This is a genomic window from Deltaproteobacteria bacterium (assembly GCA_009692615.1).
Taxonomy (GTDB): Bacteria; Desulfobacterota; Binatia; order UBA9968; family UBA9968; genus DP-20.
The window spans coordinates 1-17,466 of the sequence record SHYW01000008.1; the positions used below are offsets into that span (position 1 = coordinate 1).

At 54.6% G+C, this 17,466-nt stretch carries 15 protein-coding genes; 1 reads left to right on the top strand and 14 read right to left on the bottom strand.

Annotated features, from left to right (window positions below; all coding sequences use genetic code 11):
- The first annotated feature begins 231 nt into the window (after positions 1-231).
- Positions 232-1,353, top strand: coding sequence for a glycosyltransferase family 1 protein (locus EXR70_02945; protein ID MSP37439.1), 1,122 nt, complete (start codon positions 232-234; stop codon positions 1,351-1,353).
- Between the two features lie 348 nt (positions 1,354-1,701).
- Here EXR70_02945 and EXR70_02950 read toward each other — a convergent pair whose 3' ends face one another.
- The 14 genes from EXR70_02950 to EXR70_03015 all read right to left on the bottom strand — a co-directional run bounded on the left by EXR70_02950 (position 1,702) and on the right by EXR70_03015 (position 17,435).
- Entirely contained in the window at positions 1,702-2,493 is a 792-nt protein-coding gene (locus EXR70_02950) for a class I SAM-dependent methyltransferase (GenBank protein ID MSP37440.1), read from the bottom strand.
- Positions 2,490-3,434 carry a hypothetical protein gene (locus tag EXR70_02955; GenBank protein MSP37441.1) on the bottom strand — a complete coding sequence of 315 codons (945 nt, stop codon included), beginning with the start codon at positions 3,432-3,434 and terminating at the stop codon, positions 2,490-2,492. The genes EXR70_02950 and EXR70_02955 overlap by 4 nt, the downstream gene beginning before the upstream one ends.
- Positions 3,395-4,699, bottom strand: a complete 1,305-nt coding sequence (locus tag EXR70_02960; protein MSP37442.1) for an ABC transporter ATP-binding protein — start codon at positions 4,697-4,699, stop codon at positions 3,395-3,397. The genes EXR70_02955 and EXR70_02960 overlap by 40 nt, the downstream gene beginning before the upstream one ends.
- Complete coding sequence (locus EXR70_02965; protein ID MSP37443.1) at positions 4,696-5,469, bottom strand: ABC transporter permease; 774 nt, start codon at positions 5,467-5,469, stop codon at positions 4,696-4,698. The genes EXR70_02960 and EXR70_02965 overlap by 4 nt, the downstream gene beginning before the upstream one ends.
- A 348-nt stretch (positions 5,470-5,817) precedes the next feature.
- Entirely contained in the window at positions 5,818-8,163 is a 2,346-nt protein-coding gene (locus EXR70_02970) for an LPS-assembly protein LptD (GenBank protein MSP37444.1), read from the bottom strand.
- A 15-nt stretch (positions 8,164-8,178) separates the two neighbouring features.
- Entirely contained in the window at positions 8,179-9,477 is a 1,299-nt protein-coding gene (locus EXR70_02975; GenBank protein ID MSP37445.1) for a bifunctional folylpolyglutamate synthase/dihydrofolate synthase, read from the bottom strand.
- Between the two features lie 69 nt (positions 9,478-9,546).
- A complete protein-coding gene (locus tag EXR70_02980) occupies positions 9,547-10,359 on the bottom strand; it encodes a tryptophan synthase subunit alpha (GenBank protein MSP37446.1) in 813 nt (270 codons plus the stop codon).
- A 13-nt stretch (positions 10,360-10,372) separates the two neighbouring features.
- On the bottom strand, positions 10,373-11,593 hold the full coding sequence (gene trpB, locus EXR70_02985; protein ID MSP37447.1) for a tryptophan synthase subunit beta: 1,221 nt from the start codon (positions 11,591-11,593) through the stop codon (positions 10,373-10,375).
- Positions 11,550-12,182 (bottom strand): phosphoribosylanthranilate isomerase, encoded by a 633-nt coding sequence (locus tag EXR70_02990; protein ID MSP37448.1) that lies wholly within the window; start codon positions 12,180-12,182, stop codon positions 11,550-11,552. Before EXR70_02990 ends, trpB begins: the two co-directional genes overlap by 44 nt.
- Before the next feature lie 177 nt (positions 12,183-12,359).
- Entirely contained in the window at positions 12,360-13,139 is a 780-nt protein-coding gene (gene trpC / locus EXR70_02995) for an indole-3-glycerol phosphate synthase TrpC (protein ID MSP37449.1), read from the bottom strand.
- A gap of 6 nt (positions 13,140-13,145) precedes the next feature.
- The gene (gene trpD, locus EXR70_03000; GenBank protein MSP37450.1) at positions 13,146-14,162 is read right to left on the bottom strand and encodes an anthranilate phosphoribosyltransferase; all 1,017 of its coding nucleotides are present in this window, start codon (positions 14,160-14,162) and stop codon (positions 13,146-13,148) included.
- 16 nt (positions 14,163-14,178) lie between these two features.
- Positions 14,179-14,847 (bottom strand): SPOR domain-containing protein, encoded by a 669-nt coding sequence (locus EXR70_03005; protein ID MSP37451.1) that lies wholly within the window; start codon positions 14,845-14,847, stop codon positions 14,179-14,181.
- A 24-nt stretch (positions 14,848-14,871) separates the two neighbouring features.
- Positions 14,872-16,563, bottom strand: a complete 1,692-nt coding sequence (locus tag EXR70_03010; protein MSP37452.1) for an arginine--tRNA ligase — start codon at positions 16,561-16,563, stop codon at positions 14,872-14,874.
- A gap of 137 nt (positions 16,564-16,700) precedes the next feature.
- The gene (locus EXR70_03015) at positions 16,701-17,435 is read right to left on the bottom strand and encodes a hypothetical protein (GenBank protein MSP37453.1); all 735 of its coding nucleotides are present in this window, start codon (positions 17,433-17,435) and stop codon (positions 16,701-16,703) included.
- Positions 17,436-17,466: the final 31 nt, after the last annotated feature.

The following is a 17,466-nucleotide window of genomic DNA, read 5'->3' on the forward strand; positions in this document are numbered from 1 at the left end:
TGCGGCCTCAACCACGGTGATCTCGCTGCGATATACTCGTTGAATTACGTCTAGTCGTTTCTCGTCTTTCATTGTCAGGGTTGTCATCCTTCCACCCTGACATAATTACGTTGCCGTTAACCCCTGACATAATCACTTTGCTACAACAATTCTCAATTTATTATTGTGTAGAGTCATCGAATCGTGCATTAATCAACCAGATTGTATGGCTCTAGCCAAGTTTATGAATACATGACACCAAGCGGACTAATTATCATCCATCAATTCCGCCCAATTACCGGCGGCGCCGAACTACAAGCCGAGCGATTAGCAAGAAAGTTAATCGGCCTTGGTCATCACATGCAGATATTGACGCAATGGCGCACGCCAGATTCCCCACTGGAAGAAAACCTCCAAGGCTTAGAAGTCCATCGAGTGAAGTTTCTCCTCACCTACTGGATCAAACATGGCGTCGTGGATACATTTCGTTATCTTGTAGGGCGCCGGCAGAGCTACGACATTATGCATGTCCAGCATGCGTTTGGCCATGCCGTCGTTGCGGTCGTAGTGGCACGCTGTTTCAAAAAAAAATGTATTATAAAGATCGCCTGCGCTGGGTCATTTGGCGATTTAAACGTTTTCTCACAGTTCGATGGGTTCAGATGGGCTCTACGAATACTGCACCAGGCGGATCGGATGATCGCGATAAGTCGCGAAATTGAGGCAGAATTGATCACCTGGGGATTTTCGCCGCGTCAAATCGCGTATATTCCAAACGGAGTAGATACTGACTATTTCAAGCGTCGACAGCCATTTCCCGATCGCAAAATAGTACATTTCGTTTTGATCGGACGACGACACCCGCAAAAGGGAATTGATATCATACTAAAGGCGGTCCAAATATTACTGAAACAAGGCTTGGGGCATTGTTTCGATCTCCAGTTGTTCGGTAGGGATTTCCCGGATTATGATTACTGCCTGATGGCTGAGGACCTAGGCGTACAGGGATGGGTAAAATTTTGCCCACACTCAGAGTCAATGTTACAGATCTACCACTCGGCACATTGCTTGGTGCTTCCGAGCCGGGGCGAAGGTCTAGCCAACTCACTCCTGGAAGCAATGGCAATGGAGCTCGCCGTCATAGCCACTCAAGTTAGTGGTACCGTTGATGTCGTGGAGCATGAACGTGAGGGCCTGCTCGTTTCACCGAATTCCGCTGAGGCAGTTGCACACGCTATGTCATTGGTGATTCACAACCCAGAACTCGCCCTGACAATGGGCCAAAACGCCAGATTAAAAGTCATTCAAAAATTTTCCCTTGATAGTGTGGCGAAACAATATTCTGAGCTATACGAAGAGCTGTCGCTGAGTTAAAGCGTAACTGTGCTATGCAAAGTAATTGATCTGACCTTGAACCTTCAGATAGCGCGTCGGTCAACGAATATCGCGACGAACAATATGCCAAAGCTCCCCAACCCTTCGAGGTCTTTCATTCTCAACCGAGTCAAACAATTGACCCTCGCTCCAATCCGCAAGGCTAAGACTTGGCTCCGAGCAATCGAGGGAAATTGGCGTTGCACGAAACTCAGCGTGCCGGACTATTGGACACTTATATATTGGGGGCTCTTCGCGTGGTTGGTGCTCCGGGGAAGGATCGAGACCACCCTCATACGGTTCGTAAATTGCCGTCAGATCGTTCGCGAGCACGTGAACTAAAGCGATCTAGCTAATTTTTTGACCGATGTAGAGCAACCGCGCTTCATTTCCAACACAGGTGGAAATATCTTTACGCATTGCCACTAGATACTCAGGCATCTCGGGCACGAAACGGTGGCCAGCCCAATTTCGGTCAAAAGGAACATAATAATCAGCCTGAAAATTCACGCGATGGACGGCAATCGGATCGATTTCGTACTGACGTAGACATGAAGTCAATGACTCAGTGGTAAAAGAACGCACATGCTGCCATCGGTGGTAGAGCAAATTACTCACTGGACAGTAAGCCATATCAAGTTCCAAGTCTTCATTATTGGGCGTGGTAACGATAAGTATTCCACGTTTTTTGAGTAGTGCCTGCACCCGCCGAAGTGTCCGATCGAACTCATCCTCAAGTATGTGTTCAATGACTTCAGTCATAAGAATCACATCGAACTTCTCGTCACTGTGGGATCCGACAACTCCAAGAAAACCTTTTCGGTCTCGCAGTCGGGTAGTCCACTCGCCGATCCGTTCCGTCGAAGGTTCGTAAGCTGCGGCAAAGTATCCACGCTCCAACAGCAATTCGACGAGTTCCCCATTACCAGCGCCAAAGTCGAGAATTTTACCGGATTTTGGCAGATGGTGCTCGACCGCGATGATCACGCTCTTACCGCCTTGCTTGGCAAAGTCATATTCGGTCAACCGAGTCTGAGCCACTCCAGCCCAAAATCGCGAGACCAGCTCCGGGGTCCAGACAAGCCGCTGAACGGGTTGACCGACCATCGGTGTTTTAGGATTTGCGTCGTTAGCGCTCATGGGCTCACGTCATTGCGTCGAATGATGAAAGCCTGGCCCGTGGGAAGCATAATGATCCTTTCTCGTTTATGGGTAAAGAATTCATCTGTGGCAAGCTTCGCGCCGGGGCAGGACTTAAAACCGTAATCATCAAACAAAATGACTCCACCGGGACTGAGGCGATCATAGAAAAAGTTTATAGAGTCTCGTGTAGGTTCATAAAGGTCCACATCAATGTGTACGAATGAGAATTGTTTATCAGCCACCTCTGGAAATCTTTCGGGTATCCATCCGCGGCAAATGGTGAAATTTTTGAACTCGCGGAGATTCTCTCGGACTTCTGAATCATCGGCACGCAATGCGCCACGAAACCAATAATTTCCGTCACTCGCCAGAGGTGCGGACAAGCCCTCAAATGAATCAAAAAGATAATTGCGCTTTTTCGACGATTCAATAGCACGACAGATCAAGTAGGCCGTTGCCCCTTGGTAGACACCACATTCCGCGACGTCACCGTCAATGTGCAGGGTTAGCCGAAGTAACTGATCGAGCGTGTACTTCCGATCTAGCGAATGCCAATTGTCCGGATCCATAAAGCGCTTGTATACAGACAAGAAGCTCTGATCCTCTAGAAACAACCGCCCAAATTCACTGAACTTATACTTGGGATATATCGCAGCCGACAACTGCTCGGCAATTCGATATTTTTCATCCTCCGGCGTGGTATCGTGCACCCCAAGAGCGAGCATACTCAGAAGCTGACGTCTAGTGTCAGGCTCCTTCATGAGAAATTCGTTCAGGGTGCGTTGCAACTCTAAATCTTGCGCAAATGACAGATCTTTCCCTTGTGGCGGGACGCCGTTGATTGACCCGATACTACCGGAGACAATACCCAGGGCCTGGGCCAGACGCTTCAATTGCGCTATGAGATTTCGCTGAACCCAAGTTGTTCCGGCTTGCACGCGTCCCCACCTTCATCGGAATTGATTGTGAACTCAGTTTCAAGATTGACAACGGACTCAGTAAATAATCCTGCGGGACCAATCACCGTGAAATGCAGAGCGTCCTCGATAAAATCAGATTTTTGATCCGTTTCAATGTTTGCCAACCCCAACGTAATATAGTATTCCCCCGCTGCTAGCCACATTCGCAGTTTGGCCGTGAATGTTATCACCTCGCCTGCATGAACTTGTCGCGGCAACATTTTCTGCGACCGGTTGGTTACGCCGTATAAAATCGTGCCCATGCGATCCTTGATCGCAAAACCACCGGTCATCCCCGAAAATGCCTTGTCGATCCGAACACGCATGAATAGCGTGCAGGCCGCGCCCGACTCTAGGAAGTCGGTCATTTTTCCGGAGCTGTCGAGAATCCCATATTCAAGGAGAGTCGATGTGCCGTCACCATAGCGCAAACTCCGCGTCCCCTCACCGGTTACTTCCACGGGTAAGGTGGCAGTGCCACGAGCTTGCTGATCGAACAGTCGGCTACGATACGCTGCCACCACATCTCCCGGATCACCGTTCATCTGCAGTTGACCATCATCCAGCCAAATGGCTTCATGGCACCAGGTGCGCACGAGTTGAAGATTGTGCGTTACCAGAATGATCGTCTTGCCGGCGCTCTTAAAACGATCCATACATTCCAAACATTTCTCAACAAAGGCGCCGTCACCAACTGCAAGAACTTCGTCGACTAGCAAAATTTCCGGATCAATGTGAATGGCCGCGGAAAATGCCAGACGCATATACATGCCGCTCGAATAGGTACGAACGGGATCGTCGATATAGTCGCGCAACTCGGCAAATTCAATAATCGCTTCTAACTGGGATTTAATCTCACTTTGGCTCAGCCCCATGATGACGCCGTGAATCTTGACATTCTCTCTCCCAGTTAACTCAGGATGGAACCCTGCCCCCAATTCCAAAAGTGCCGACACTCTGCCGTTCACAGTCAAAGTCCCCGCATCAGGTTTGATAATCCCAGTGAGCAGCTTAAGGAGCGTGCTTTTTCCTGATCCATTCCTGCCAATGATCCCTAAACTCGTACCTTTGGCTATGCGCAAATCCAAATCCCTAAGCGCCCATTTCAATTTTTCGCCGCCGTTCTGGTGACGCCATAGATCGTGAAGCAAATAGGACTTAAGCGTGGTCGCCCGCGGCCCCGTGGTATGCCTTCGGTACTTCTTCGAAACTCCCTGTAACTCTATCGCTGGCTTTCCGTTCATACTTCCTCAGCGAAGATATCTCTCTGTGATTCAAACAGTGAAAACCCGGCTATTAACAATAAACTAGCCAATCCCGCGGCCAGCGCAACGCTCGCGAATGACGGGCTCCTGCCATAATATAGAATATCCTGAAAACACCGGATTATGTGAGCCATCGGATTGAAATCCACTAAGACATGATACTCTGGAGGTACGGTTGTGGAAGGATAGAAGACGGGTGTTATAAAAAACCAGACCATGAGTAGGTTAGGGACAATCTGCAGCAGATCGCGAAAGCGCACCGCGAGGGACGATAAAATAAGCGCGAGTGCGTACATAAACACGAACTGAATTAGCAAAACAAGCGGGAGATATACAATCACCCATGCCAAGCCGTCATGAAACAGAATCAGAAACAGCAGCTGGATCGGCAAGGTTAAGAGATAGTGAACCATATTCGAAGTGATATACACTAAAGGAATGATCTCCGAAGGAAGATAAACCTTCTTGATCAGTCCGCCATTAACAATGATTGAAGTGGTCGCGTCACTAATGCCAACCGAAAACCATGTCCATGAAAATATACCGCACAAAAGAAAGGCGGGATAATGTCTCATCTCGACACGCAGATAAATCGAAAATATCAAAACATATATCGCCATCAGAACCAAGGGGTTCACGAGAGTCCATATAAACCCCAAGACCGTCCCCCGATAACGACCTTTCAACTCCCGCGATACGAGGACCTGCAGCAGAGCACGATGATGGTAGAGCCGTTGTAAACGTTCCAATTGTTACTTACCTCGCAATTCATAAGTCCATGCAACCGACGAAGAAATGATTGTATCATAATAGAAGCAACCACACCGTTTGCAAGTTTCTAGAGCGCACCGTCTGGAGCGCGCGTTGTCGACCTCAACTCAGCACCTGGTCATTTGTTTTGTACGCTGAATTCTACCTTAGCCATGCTCGTAGAGAAAACTAGTGAGCCACATAGAACTAGACAATCAATAGAGTGGAAGCTGTCGCAAGACATGGAATGCGACTAGTTAAGGTCGCTACAAAGCTGGGTCAATCCGGCAAAATGGTGGAATACTGCAATCACGCACCGATTGACTATCCCCACCAATCAAAAGTCACTATCTCAAACTACTCTTCTTATTCCCAAGACCTGCGAGATTGAAATTGAAATTAAAGGTAGTCTTGGCGGGATTGATATTGTGCGCGAGGCCGAGGGTGACGCTCCAGCATTCGCAAAAAGATAGAAACTTGGTCGAGGCGGTAAAACCGAGGAAGCGGCCTTGACGGGCATCGACACTCGAACTGCCAAACAACAAGATGTTATCCGTGAGGTGATAAAGCGCGCTGGCACCTACGTTGGACGCGACGTTTTTATTCGGATCTGCGGTCACGCAACGGGGATCAGCGGTGTGCACGGCGCAGTTCGGCGGCGCATCGAGATCGATATTGGCATCCTCAGCGTAAAACGCGTTGGGGTTCTGGCGCACGAAAGCATAATTGAAGCCGACGTAGTTCGGCAGGACAAAATCGGGGTCGGCGATCCGGCGCGGCAGCGGTCGGGGATCCGAGACGGTTAAATAGGTTTGCATCGACGTTACCTGCCAGGGTCCCGGATGAACCGTGGTTTCCAATCCCAAGTTAAGATAGTTGATCGGATTGGTGCGCAGCTTAATATCCATGTCGGACAGTCTTGTGGTATTTCTCCGGGCGGCATCGAGATCGTAGCTTAGCGCGAGTTTCAAAATCCCGAGATCGCGGACGCTGCCAAAATCCACCGGGTTCAAAACCTCTTCCGTGTCGGTCGAAGTCGTCCCGAAGCGGCCCTGGGATTTTGCCCAGAAGCGGTTCGCCAGGGAGAATGTCGTGATGTTGCGCCGGCCGACGCGATCGACCTCGTCCATGATCGGGATGCGGCGCTGATCGACTTTGGGGACGAACAGATAACTCACTTCTGGTTCGAGGACATGTTTCAAGCCGACCAAATCGGGCCGGTCGAAACTATAAACGCGGCTGAGCGAGGTGCCGATATTGCCGCGCAGCTCGACCAACTCGCGGGAAACATTGTGCTCGGATGGCTGCACTGAAGTGTAGAGATGATAAAGCGTTTCGCGCGGCGCCACGCTCACAGAGCCAAACGCATACTGGCCGGCGCGAAACGGTAGGAGCAATTCCGGCCGCAAGTCCAAGCGCACACCATCGCCGCCTTGCCGCCGCACGTAATTGATCGCTTCCGTCCGCCAGCGAAATTCTAGCGGGAAATCGGCGAGAAAGCGCCGGCCCCAGAGCGCCAGTTGAGGCGTGCGCTGCAAGGTTCCTTTGTCGGGCTGGATGAAGTCCTGGTAAAAATTAAATTCGCCTTTGAAGAACGTATCGTTCCAATCGCGAAACACGCCGAGACGCGAATCGCCATAGCGGCTGCGCCGGAGATTGAGTTCCCGGGTGCCGGGCAAGTCGAAGCGTTCGACCAACTCACGGACGAACAGATTATCGCGGTAGCGCGCGAAATCGCTATAGGTCTGCCAATCCGAACTGGTCGTGTAGCGGTGGGTGCCAATCAGGCTCCAACGATTTTGCGGGATGGTCGGATCGGCGATGGTCTTGTCGATGACATCGGCCTGGGGATTTTTGCGCAAGCTTTCATTGAAGTAGGAAGACTCGATGCTAAAGTCGGCGTCCCGCGACAGCACGGTGCGAAACTCGCCGAGCAAGCCGACCCGCGCTTTGGTTTCGACGTCGATCGCCACCGTTGCGTCGGAACTTTTAGACAGCGCCCAGAAAAATGGCTGTTGGAAACGAATCCCTTCGGTGGTCGAGCGGCCGAACTTGGGAAACAGCAATCCGCTCTGCCGTTCTGTGCGCAGCGGAAAAATCGCATACGGAATATACATGACCGGGGTATCGAGAATATAGAAATAGGCGTTCTTGATAGTTCCAGTGCCTTCGAGTGTCAAATCCATTTGTTCGGCGTAAAACTTCCACGACGGCGCGCCGGAATCGCACAAACAAGTGGTAAAAAAGCCGTCATCGATGTGGTAGGTCTGGCCGCCGAACTTCTCAAAGCGCCGGCCGGTCACGCTGAGGTTTCCCTGCTCGAGGAAAATATCGCCGTCTTCGATCTCGCCCTTTTCACTCTCCATGTTCAAGCGCATGGAGCTGGCCGATTTGATCTTCCACTCGGGATCGTCGACGCGGATGTTGCCTTTGGCGGTAATTTCTTGGGTCAAGCGATTGAAATGCACGTACTCGCCCTTGAGCGTCATGTCCTGGCGCTTGAGCTCGACGTTGCCGCTGGCTTCGATCTCGCTGATGCCGTTGGACGTCGACAGTTTGTCAGCGACGATGTTCATTGCGTTGTCGGCCTCAGTGCCTCCTTTGACCGCCAGCTGAGCGCCGTTGGCCCGCCAGGTAGATGACAAAACCATGGCGCCGAGCATGAGAATAAAAAATAAGTTTTTGCGGTTCATTCGGTTGATGAAATATTAATGCCCGCCCCGCGGAGCGGCCGCCTGTGCCGCCAGCCGTTGGAGCATCGGCCGCACTTCGCCGAGCAAATACAGTGAGCCCGCCACCACCACCAGATCGTCGGTTTGGGACTCGTCGAGCAGCATTTGCAGTCCGCGGCGAGAGTCGTCGACCACGCGATGGGGAATATCAATTTTCAGCTTATCGGCCAATTGTCGTGGATCGGCGCTTCGCTCGACATCGACTCGCGTGAAAATCACTTCATCCACCGCTTGGGCCAACACGTCGAGCATCAGTTCCCATTCTTTATCCGCCATGGTGGCGAACAGCAATTTGATCTTCCGTCCCTGGCGCAGCGAGGTTAATTCGTCGACCAGCGCGTTAACCCCTTGGCAATTGTGCGCGCCGTCCAACAACACCGTCGGCCGCTCCAGCATGACTTCAAGCCGTCCTGGCCAGTGCACCGTTGCCAGTCCTATGCGTAGATTCTCTTCGGTGACGTGGAAACGGCCCTCAAGCAGCTCCAAAATCGCCAGCGCCAAAGAAGCATTGGCCCGCTGATGTCGGCCACGCAATGTTAACTCAATATTTGAGTAATATTGTTTTATACCTGTATAGTCGAAAAGCCCGTCATTTTTCAAGGAAAATCCATAATCTACGCCGAGAAAATAGGCTGGCGCAGCGCGCTCGATCGCGATGCTCTTGAGCAGCGCCGCCACCGCGCCGGAAACCGTGCCGCAAACCACCGGCACCCCGGGCTTGATGATGCCGCCTTTTTCCCGCGCGATGGAGAGTTCGTCCGAACCAAGATAGGCCTGGTGATCCAGGGCAATGGTCGTGATCGCGCTGACCAACGGCGTGATCACATTAGTCGCGTCGAGCCGGCCGCCGAGACCGACTTCGATGACTGCGATGTCGACTTCTTGGCGCGCGAAATAGACCAACGCCATCACCGTGACGAACTCGAAGAAGGTCAGCGGCGGCTCCATGTCATCGCAGTACCGGTGCACTTCTTCGGCAAGCGCGACCACCTCGGCTTCGCTAATCTCGCGCTCGCCGATGCGCATGCGCTCAGTGAAGGAAACCAGATGCGGCGAAGTGTAAAGCGCGGCGCGATAACCGGCGACCGAAAGTATGCGTTGCACCATGGCTGCGGTGGAACCCTTGCCGTTGGTGCCGGCGATGTGAATCGACGGAATTTTTTTCTCGGGATGATCGAACCGCGCCAGCGCTTTTTCCATGCGGTCCAAACGCAGATCGATGACGCTTTCGCGCAGCTGGTAGATGCGTTCGAGGGTTTCGGAATAGCTATCCATCGACGACGGCTCGCTGGTAAAAGGATTTCCGTAGCCGCGTTGCTCTAGCGCGGAAACGGGCTCCCAAAGCTACTTACGCCGGCGCGCTTGAACCATGGCCCGTTTGAGTCGGGCGACAAACGCGCCGGCCTGCTTGGCCTTTTGGTTATTACCCTTGGCATGTTCGATTTTTTCCACCAAGGCGCTGCCGACGACTGCGGCATCGGCAAAGCCGGCGATCCAAGCGGCCTGCTTGGGTGTCGAAATGCCGAAACCGACCCCCACCGGCAGCGCCCCGGCCTTACGCACCCGCGCCACTTGAGTTTTCAAGCTGTCGTCAAAGGTCCGGCGCACGCCGGTGACGCCGGTGACCGAAACGTAATAAATAAAACCGCGCCCATGGCGCGCCACCAATTTCAGCCGGTCCGGCCCGCTGGTCGGCGACAGGAGAAAAATCAAATCGATGCCGACTAGGTCGGTCCAAAGTTTGAGCTCGCCGCTTTCCTCCGGCGGCAAGTCGACGCAGAGCACGCCGTCGGCGCCGGCGCCAGCCGCCTCGCGTGCGAATTTTTCCAGACCGAAGCGGAAAAATGGATTGAAGTAGCCGAACAGAATCACCGGCACTTGCGAACCGCGGCGAAACTCCCGGACTAAGCGGAAGATCGCCGCCAGCGGCACCGGCCGTTGCAAGGCGCGCTCGGAGGAACGTTGAATCGTCGGCCCATCGGCGCTCGGATCGGAAAATGGAATGCCCAGCTCGATGCAATCCGCGCCGCCCGCTTCAAGGGCGCGCATGATCTTCAGCGTCGTCGGCAGATCGGGATCGCCGGCGGTGATGAAAGGGATCAGCGCCGCCTCGCGGTGTTTTTTCAGTTCAGCAAAAGTTTTTTCAATACGGCTCATGAAAATATTTTTTCTAAAGTTTCGCGCCCAAATAAGCGCCGACGGTGATCATATCCTTGTCGCCGCGCCCGGACAGATTGACGATGATCGTCTGGCGCTTGGACAGCCGCGGCGCCAGACGGCGCACCACGGCGATGGCGTGGGCGCTTTCCAAAGCCGGGATAATACCTTCGACCTCGGCGAGAAATTTGATCGAATCGATCGCTTCGGCGTCGGTGGCGGAATCGAACTGCACCCGGCCCTGATCGCGCAAATAACTTAACTCCGGGCCGACGCCGGGATAATCCAAGCCGGCGGCGATCGAATGGGTCTCGGTGATCTGCCCTTTGTCGTCTTGCAAGACATAGCTCTTGCTACCATGCAGCACGCCGACGGCGCCACGCTGGATGGTCGCCGAATGTTTGCCGGAATTAAGCCCAAAGCCGCCGGCTTCGACGCCGATCATTTTGACTTTGCGATCGCCGACAAAAGGGAAAAACAATCCCATGGAATTGCTGCCACCGCCGACGCAGGCGATCAAGTAATCGGGCAGCCGGCCTTCTTTTTTGAGAATTTGCCGGCGCGCCTCCTTGCCGATCACCGATTGAAAATCGCGCACCATCATCGGATAGGGATGAGGCCCGGCCACCGAGCCGATGAGATAATACGTCGTGCGCACGTGGGTCACCCAATCGCGCAACGCTTCGTTCATGGCGTCTTTGAGGGTCCGGCTGCCGGAAGTAACAACGCGCACCTTGGCGCCCAGGAGCTTCATGCGAAAAACATTCAACGACTGGCGCTGAACATCTTCCGCGCCCATGAAGATTTCGCACTCCAAACCGAAGCGCGCCGCCACCGTCGCCGTCGCCACGCCATGCTGGCCGGCGCCGGTCTCGGCGGTGATGCGCTTTTTGCCCATGCGCCGCGCCAGGAGGATTTGCCCCATGGTGTTGTTGATCTTGTGCGCGCCTGTGTGGCAGAGATCTTCGCGCTTGAGATAAATTTTCGCGCCGCCCAATTTTTGGGTTAACCGCTCGGCAAAGTACAGCGGCGTCGCGCGGCCAACGTACTCGCGCAGATAATATTGCAGCTCTTTACGAAACGCCGCATTACGGCGCACCTTCGCGTAGCTTTGCTCCAACTCGGCCAACGCCGGCATCAATGTTTCGGCGACGTAGCGGCCGCCGTAGGGGCCGAAGTGGCCGCGCCGGTCAGGCAGCTTTGGCGGCAGTGATAAATTCTTTGAGTTTCCCATGATCCTTAATACCTGGGCGCGCTTCCACGCCGCTACACACGTCAACACCGTAGGGATGAATCCGGCGGATCGCCTCGGCGACATTGTCGACCCGCAGCCCGCCGGAAAGAATCAGCTTGCTCGCGTCGATACCGTCGAGCCACTCCCAGGGAAACTGCGCTCCCGATCCGCCGTAGCCCGCGGAAAAGGAATCGAGCAAATAAAAATCGGCGCCATAACTTTGCATGACATCGAGCGAAGCGCGCTCTTTTACGCGAATCGCCTTGATCACTTTCAGATCCCAGCCGCGACAATAGTCGGCGCTTTCTTCGCCGTGAAATTGCAAGCCAGCGTAAGCCTGCCGTCCGTCCGCCAACACGCCTTGGGCGATGGTCTGAGCGACCTTCTCACGCGGCTCGTTGACGAACAGCGCGATGTTGAAACAATCCCGCGGCAATTGCCCGAGCATGTCGCGCGCCTGCTCCGGCGTGATGCAGCGCGGACTGGGCGGGTAGAAGTTAAAACCGAGCATATCCGCGCCGAACTCGATCGCCTTTTCGGCATCAAGCAATGACGTGATCCCGCAGACTTTGATTTTAACCGACGCCATGACGATTACTATCCGAAGCAACGCGACGCCCTTGCTGCCGCGATAAAAAATTTCGCCGCAAAGACAACTCCGCCCCGTTGCGTCATTCCCGCGAAGGCGGGAATCCAGTGCCGTGATGTCGGCAAGCCCAACCCAACCTGGATTCCGGCCTGCGCCGGAATGACGGAATTTATGTTTTCAACCATTTAGCAACTCGGCCAGCTTTTTCCCCGGCGCGGGCGCACGCATGAGCGATTCGCCGATCAAAAAGGCGTGAATACCCAACTTCTCGACCCGGCGAATCTGCTCAATACTGTCGATGCCGCTCTCGCACACCGCGGGCTTGCCGACGGGAACAAGCGGCGCCAGCCGCTCGGTGGTCGCCAAATTGACATCGAAGGTTTTCAGATCGCGATTGTTGATGCCGATCAATTCAGCGCCGCAGTCGATGGCCGTCGCCAGTTCCTTTTCCGAATGCACTTCGACTAAGCAATCTAGTTTCAACTCACTCGCCTGCTGGCGCAACTCTCGCATTAAGCTCGGCTCGATCATCGCCGCGATGAACAGCACGGCATCGGCGCCAAAACTTTTGGCCTCGTCGATCTGATAGGGATCGAGCATGAAATCTTTGCGCAGCAGTGGCACGTTGACCGCGGCGTGAATTTGTTCGAGATAGACCAACTCGCCTTGAAAAAATTTGTCCTCGGTCAAAACCGAAATCGCGCTGGCGCCATGACTAGCATAATCCTTGGCGATCGCCACCGGATCGAAGTCGGCGCGAATCAGACCTTTGGACGGTGAAGCTTTTTTGACTTCGGCGACGATCCGGCGCGTCGCGCCGGTCAGCGCCCGAGCGAAGCCTCGTGTCGGCGCGTCGAACAACGGCCGCTCACGCAACACTGATAAAGGTGTGTCGCGGCGGCGACGTTCGACGACGCCGCGCACATGAGCGGCAATAGTGGTGAGGATTTCGGCCATGGAATTTCACGCGGCATTGGTAAGCTCGACCAATTGCTCCAGTTTTTGCCGCGCCTTGCCGGAATCGATGGACGCCGCCGCCAAGGCGATGCCGGCTTTAACCGAATCCGCCTTGCCGCTGACATAAAGCGCCGCGCCGCTGTTGAGCAAAACGACATCGCGCGCCGGCCCTTTTTCGCCGGCGAGAATCGCTTTGACGATCTGCGCGCTTTGCTCGGCGCTGCCGCCGTGCAGATCTTCCAACTTGCAGCGCGTGAGGCCGACCTGTTCGGGTTCCAAAATATATTCTTTGACTTGGCCGTCACGCAATTCAGCGACATTGGTCGGACCGCACAGAGAGATTTCGTCCAGACCTTCCAAGCCATGCACGACCATGGCGCGGGCGCTGCCGAGATTTTTTAGCACGTTGGCAATGGCGCCGACCAGTTCGCCGCTGTAAATACCGATTAATTGATGACTCGCCATCGCCGGATTGGTCAGCGGTCCGAGAATATTGAAGATCGTCCGGATGCCGATATCGCGGCGCGGTCCGACGGCATATTTCATCGCTTCATGGAGCAGCGGCGCGAACAGAAACCCGATGCCGATCTTGGCGATGCACTGCTCGACGCGCTCTTTGGGCGCGTCGACTTTGACGCCCAAAGCGCCCAAGACATCGGCGCTGCCGGATTGGCTCGACACCGAACGGTTGCCATGCTTGGCGACATCGACGCCGGCGCCGGCGACAACGAATGCCGCAGTGGTGGAGATATTAAACGTACCCTTCTGATCGCCGCCGGTGCCGCAAGTATCGAGAACGGTTTTGCCGCCGACGTTGACCCGATGAGCTTTCTCTCGCATCACCCGCGCCGCGCCGGTGATCTCCTCGACGGTCTCGCCCTTCATGCGTAGCGCGGTCAGAAACGCCGCCACCTGCAAAGGCGTCGCCTCGCCGGTCATGATCTGATTCATCACGTCCACAGTGTCGGCCTCGGAAAGATTGACGCGATTGACCAGCTTGTCGATTGCTTCGCGAATGTTCATGCTCATGTCGGTCGTCTCATTTGGACGCGGCGAAGGCCTGCGGATGATTCTCTTTGGTGCGCAGCGCTTCGACGATTTTTTCCGCCTCGTCGCGGGAGTTATAGCGGCCGACGCTCACCCGATACCAAGTTTTGCCGCGGTTCTGGGTCTCGCTCACATAGGCGTTGTAGCCTTTATTTTTTAGCCGATCAACCAACAGTTTCGCCGACCTCTCGTCGGGAAAAGCGTTGACCTGGGCGCGCCAAACTTTGCCGGCGTCAGCAGCTTCGCCATTGGCTTCAGTTGTTTTCGCGGCTGCTTCAGCTTTGACGGTTTCGCTTTTCTTCTCCGCCCTGGGCGTTGGCGCCTCGGCCTTAGCCTTGGCGACCTTTTCAGGCGGCTTCTCTGGCTTGGCCTTTTCTTCCGCCAACGGCAGCGCCGGCTCCTTAGGCGCTGGGACGTTAAAAGTGATTTCGTCTTTCTTCGCGTCCACGTTGCCGGTGGTTGCGCCGGCTTCCGGCTTCAGCGGGATTTTTACCAGCGGCTCTTCGCGCTTGGCGATCTTTCTTTCCTCAATCCCCTTGCCGACAAACATGCCAATGAAAAAAATCACCAACGACGCCAAAGTGAAGGCGCCGCCCAGCAGCACCATTTGGCCGCGGCTAAAGTAAAATCGGTTTTCTTTGCCCCTGCGATTTTCCGCCATGACAATTTCCCCCGCCACCTGCGTTCAGGACGGCGCCGCCTCAACTTCGCCGCGGTTGGCCATTTTATACGGCGCGGTCACACCCAATATCTCCAAGCCGCGGCGCATCGTCTTCTGGACATTTTCTAATAACAACAAGCGCGCCCGGCTGAGCTCCAAATCTTCCGAAACCACCCGATGGCGGTTGTAGTAACGATGAAACTCGCCGGCGAATTCGAGTAAATAGAAAACCATCTTGTGCGGTTCAAGCTCGCGCACCGACTCTTCCAAGACCTCGTTGAACTCGATCATCCGGCGCACCAGCTCCAACTCTTCGGCCAATTCCAAACGCTCGATTTGAACGCTCGCGTGGTCGCCTAGCGCAACGCCTTGCTTAGCCGCCTGCTCGAAAATGCTCGCCACCCGGGCGTGGGCGTATTGAACGTAGAACACCGGATTGTCGCTCGACTGTTTTTTCGCCAATTCCAAATCGAAGTCGAGATGGCTGTCCGACTTGCGCATCAAAAAGAAAAAACGCGCCGCGTCCCGGCCAACTTCTTCGAGAACCTCTTCCAAGGCGACAAAATCGCCGGTGCGCTTGCCCATCCGCACCGGCTCGCCGCCGCGGGTCAACTGGACCATCTGGACTAGGACAACTTGCAATTGCTTGGCATCGTAGCCCAGCCCCTGCATTGCCGCCTTCAAGCGCGCCACGTAGCCATGATGGTCCGCGCCCCAGACATTGATCAGCTTGGTGAACTGGCGCTCGAACTTATTGCGGTGATAGGCGATGTCGGCGGCGAAGTAAGTCAACTCGCCGTCGCTCTTGATCACCGTGCGGTCCTTGTCGTCGCCAAACTGCGTCGAGCGATACCACTCGGCACCGTCTTGGGAATAAAGCAAACCGAGCTCGCGCAGGCGGGTCATCGAATCGTTCACTTCGCCGCGCTCGCGCATCGCCTTCTCGCTGAAATAGCAATCGAAACGGATGCTGAACTCGCCGAGCTGGCCGCGGATGGTCTTCAACAAGGAATCGCCGCCGTACTGGCGAAAAAAGCTCACCGCGCTCGCTTTGTCGCCATGCAAATATTTATCGCCATCCCGCGCTTTGACTTCGCCGGCAAGCTCGTTGACGTACTCGCCCGGGTAGCCGCCCTCGGGAAATTCCGCAACCTCGCCGAACGCTTCGCGATAGCGCGCGTACAGAGACAGGCCAAGATTTTCCATCTGGTTGCCGGCGTCGTTGACGTAATATTCTCGTTCGACGACAAAGCCAGTCGCTTCATACAAGCGCGCCAGGACATCGCCGATCACCGCCACCCGACCGTGGCCGACGTGCAGCGGCCCGGTCGGATTGACACTGGCAAACTCCACTTGAACCTTTTGGCCGTGGCCGATATTGAGCTGCGAATTCTTCCCGGCGTCGATGTCGCGCAGCTGCTCAAAGTAGAATTTCGGCGCGAAAGTAAAGTTGAGAAACCCCGGCCCGGCGATCTCCTGGCGCGCGAGAATCCCGTCGCGATCGTCGATGTTCTTGAGAATCGCTTCGGCCAGCGCCCGCGGCGGCTTCTTGGCGCTCTTGGCCCAAAGCATGGCGACGTTGGACGACAGATCGCCAAACTCGCGCTGCTTGGGCGGCTCCAGCAACACCGGCGGCAGCGCCGTCGCATTCAGCTCCAGACCTTGCGCCGTTTTCTCAACGGCGTCGGCCAAAAGCGCGGTAAGATGACTTCGCATCGGTTTCTAGAAAAATTCTCTTCCGCTCCTAGCACCAGCGCCGGATAACGAGAAGCTAAATCGCAAAGTAACGGGGAAATTCGAACGACAATGGAGACAATCTAACGTAATGATTTGTGCGGTGCAAACCGAGCGATTCAATTCTTCGCGCGCCGCTGTCGCTTCCTTTTCGGAATGGTCAACAGCCGCCGAATCTCCGGCGGAAACTCGCGCTTGGGCGAGTTGTCTTTCAAGCGAAACGGCGCCAGCGTCGGATCTTTGCGCGCGGCGGCGAGATACTGGCGCTTGGTTACGGCTTTGTCGTGGACCCAATATTTGGGATAGCCACGGCGAAGCTTGCCCTTAAATTTCCAGTCGCGCTCAATGCCATGCTGTTTCCCTTGATCCCAGTGCCTTTCTTGGTAGACGGATTTCTGGTCTTCGTTCAGCCACCATTCGAAGCCATGCAAGAAACCGTTTCGGTTAGACTGTATATCCCAGACAAAATAGGATGGACCGTCGAAGCTTTTGCAACGCCACAGATCGTAGCCAGTGCCGTGCACCATCCGATAGGTGCCAATGACTTGACCCGACCGATCAAATTGTTTGGCCGTTCCGTGACACAACCCTTCCCTATATGGCTCCATCGACACAAGAAAGCCATCATCGTCCCAGGAATATTCGCGGCCATGTTTCTTGCCATTCTTCATCGGCGTTTCTTTTATGAGAACACCGCGGGCACCGTGGTAGCGGAAACCGACAACATTTCCGGCGATACGGTACTCGCGAGTCTCTGGGTACATCATACCGCCATGGCCACTCAGTTCTTCACGATAAGAGCTTGTGACTTTTTCTTCCGCTGCTTCAGGTATGTCGGATTGAATGCGTTTCACAATGCCCTTAGTGTTGGTTAGCCGCGAGAGT

What these genes read in the sequence shown, in the direction of transcription:
- EXR70_02970 (MSP37444.1), bottom strand. Translation starts at nt 8,163, where the DNA reads ATGAACCGCAAAAACTTATTTTTTATTCTCATGCTCGGCGCCATGGTT.
- trpD (MSP37450.1), bottom strand. Translation starts at nt 14,162, where the DNA reads ATGAACATTCGCGAAGCAATCGACAAGCTGGTCAATCGCGTCAATCTT.
- EXR70_02990 (MSP37448.1), bottom strand. Translation starts at nt 12,182, where the DNA reads ATGGCGTCGGTTAAAATCAAAGTCTGCGGGATCACGTCATTGCTTGAT.
- EXR70_02960 (MSP37442.1), bottom strand. Translation starts at nt 4,699, where the DNA reads ATGAACGGAAAGCCAGCGATAGAGTTACAGGGAGTTTCGAAGAAGTAC.
- EXR70_02975 (MSP37445.1), bottom strand. Translation starts at nt 9,477, where the DNA reads ATGGATAGCTATTCCGAAACCCTCGAACGCATCTACCAGCTGCGCGAA.
- trpB (MSP37447.1), bottom strand. Translation starts at nt 11,593, where the DNA reads ATGGGAAACTCAAAGAATTTATCACTGCCGCCAAAGCTGCCTGACCGG.
- EXR70_02980 (MSP37446.1), bottom strand. Translation starts at nt 10,359, where the DNA reads ATGAGCCGTATTGAAAAAACTTTTGCTGAACTGAAAAAACACCGCGAG.
- EXR70_02945 (MSP37439.1), top strand. Translation starts at nt 232, where the DNA reads ATGACACCAAGCGGACTAATTATCATCCATCAATTCCGCCCAATTACC.
- trpC (MSP37449.1), bottom strand. Translation starts at nt 13,139, where the DNA reads ATGGCCGAAATCCTCACCACTATTGCCGCTCATGTGCGCGGCGTCGTC.
- EXR70_03010 (MSP37452.1), bottom strand. Translation starts at nt 16,563, where the DNA reads ATGCGAAGTCATCTTACCGCGCTTTTGGCCGACGCCGTTGAGAAAACG.
- EXR70_02950 (MSP37440.1), bottom strand. Translation starts at nt 2,493, where the DNA reads ATGAGCGCTAACGACGCAAATCCTAAAACACCGATGGTCGGTCAACCC.
- EXR70_03005 (MSP37451.1), bottom strand. Translation starts at nt 14,847, where the DNA reads ATGGCGGAAAATCGCAGGGGCAAAGAAAACCGATTTTACTTTAGCCGC.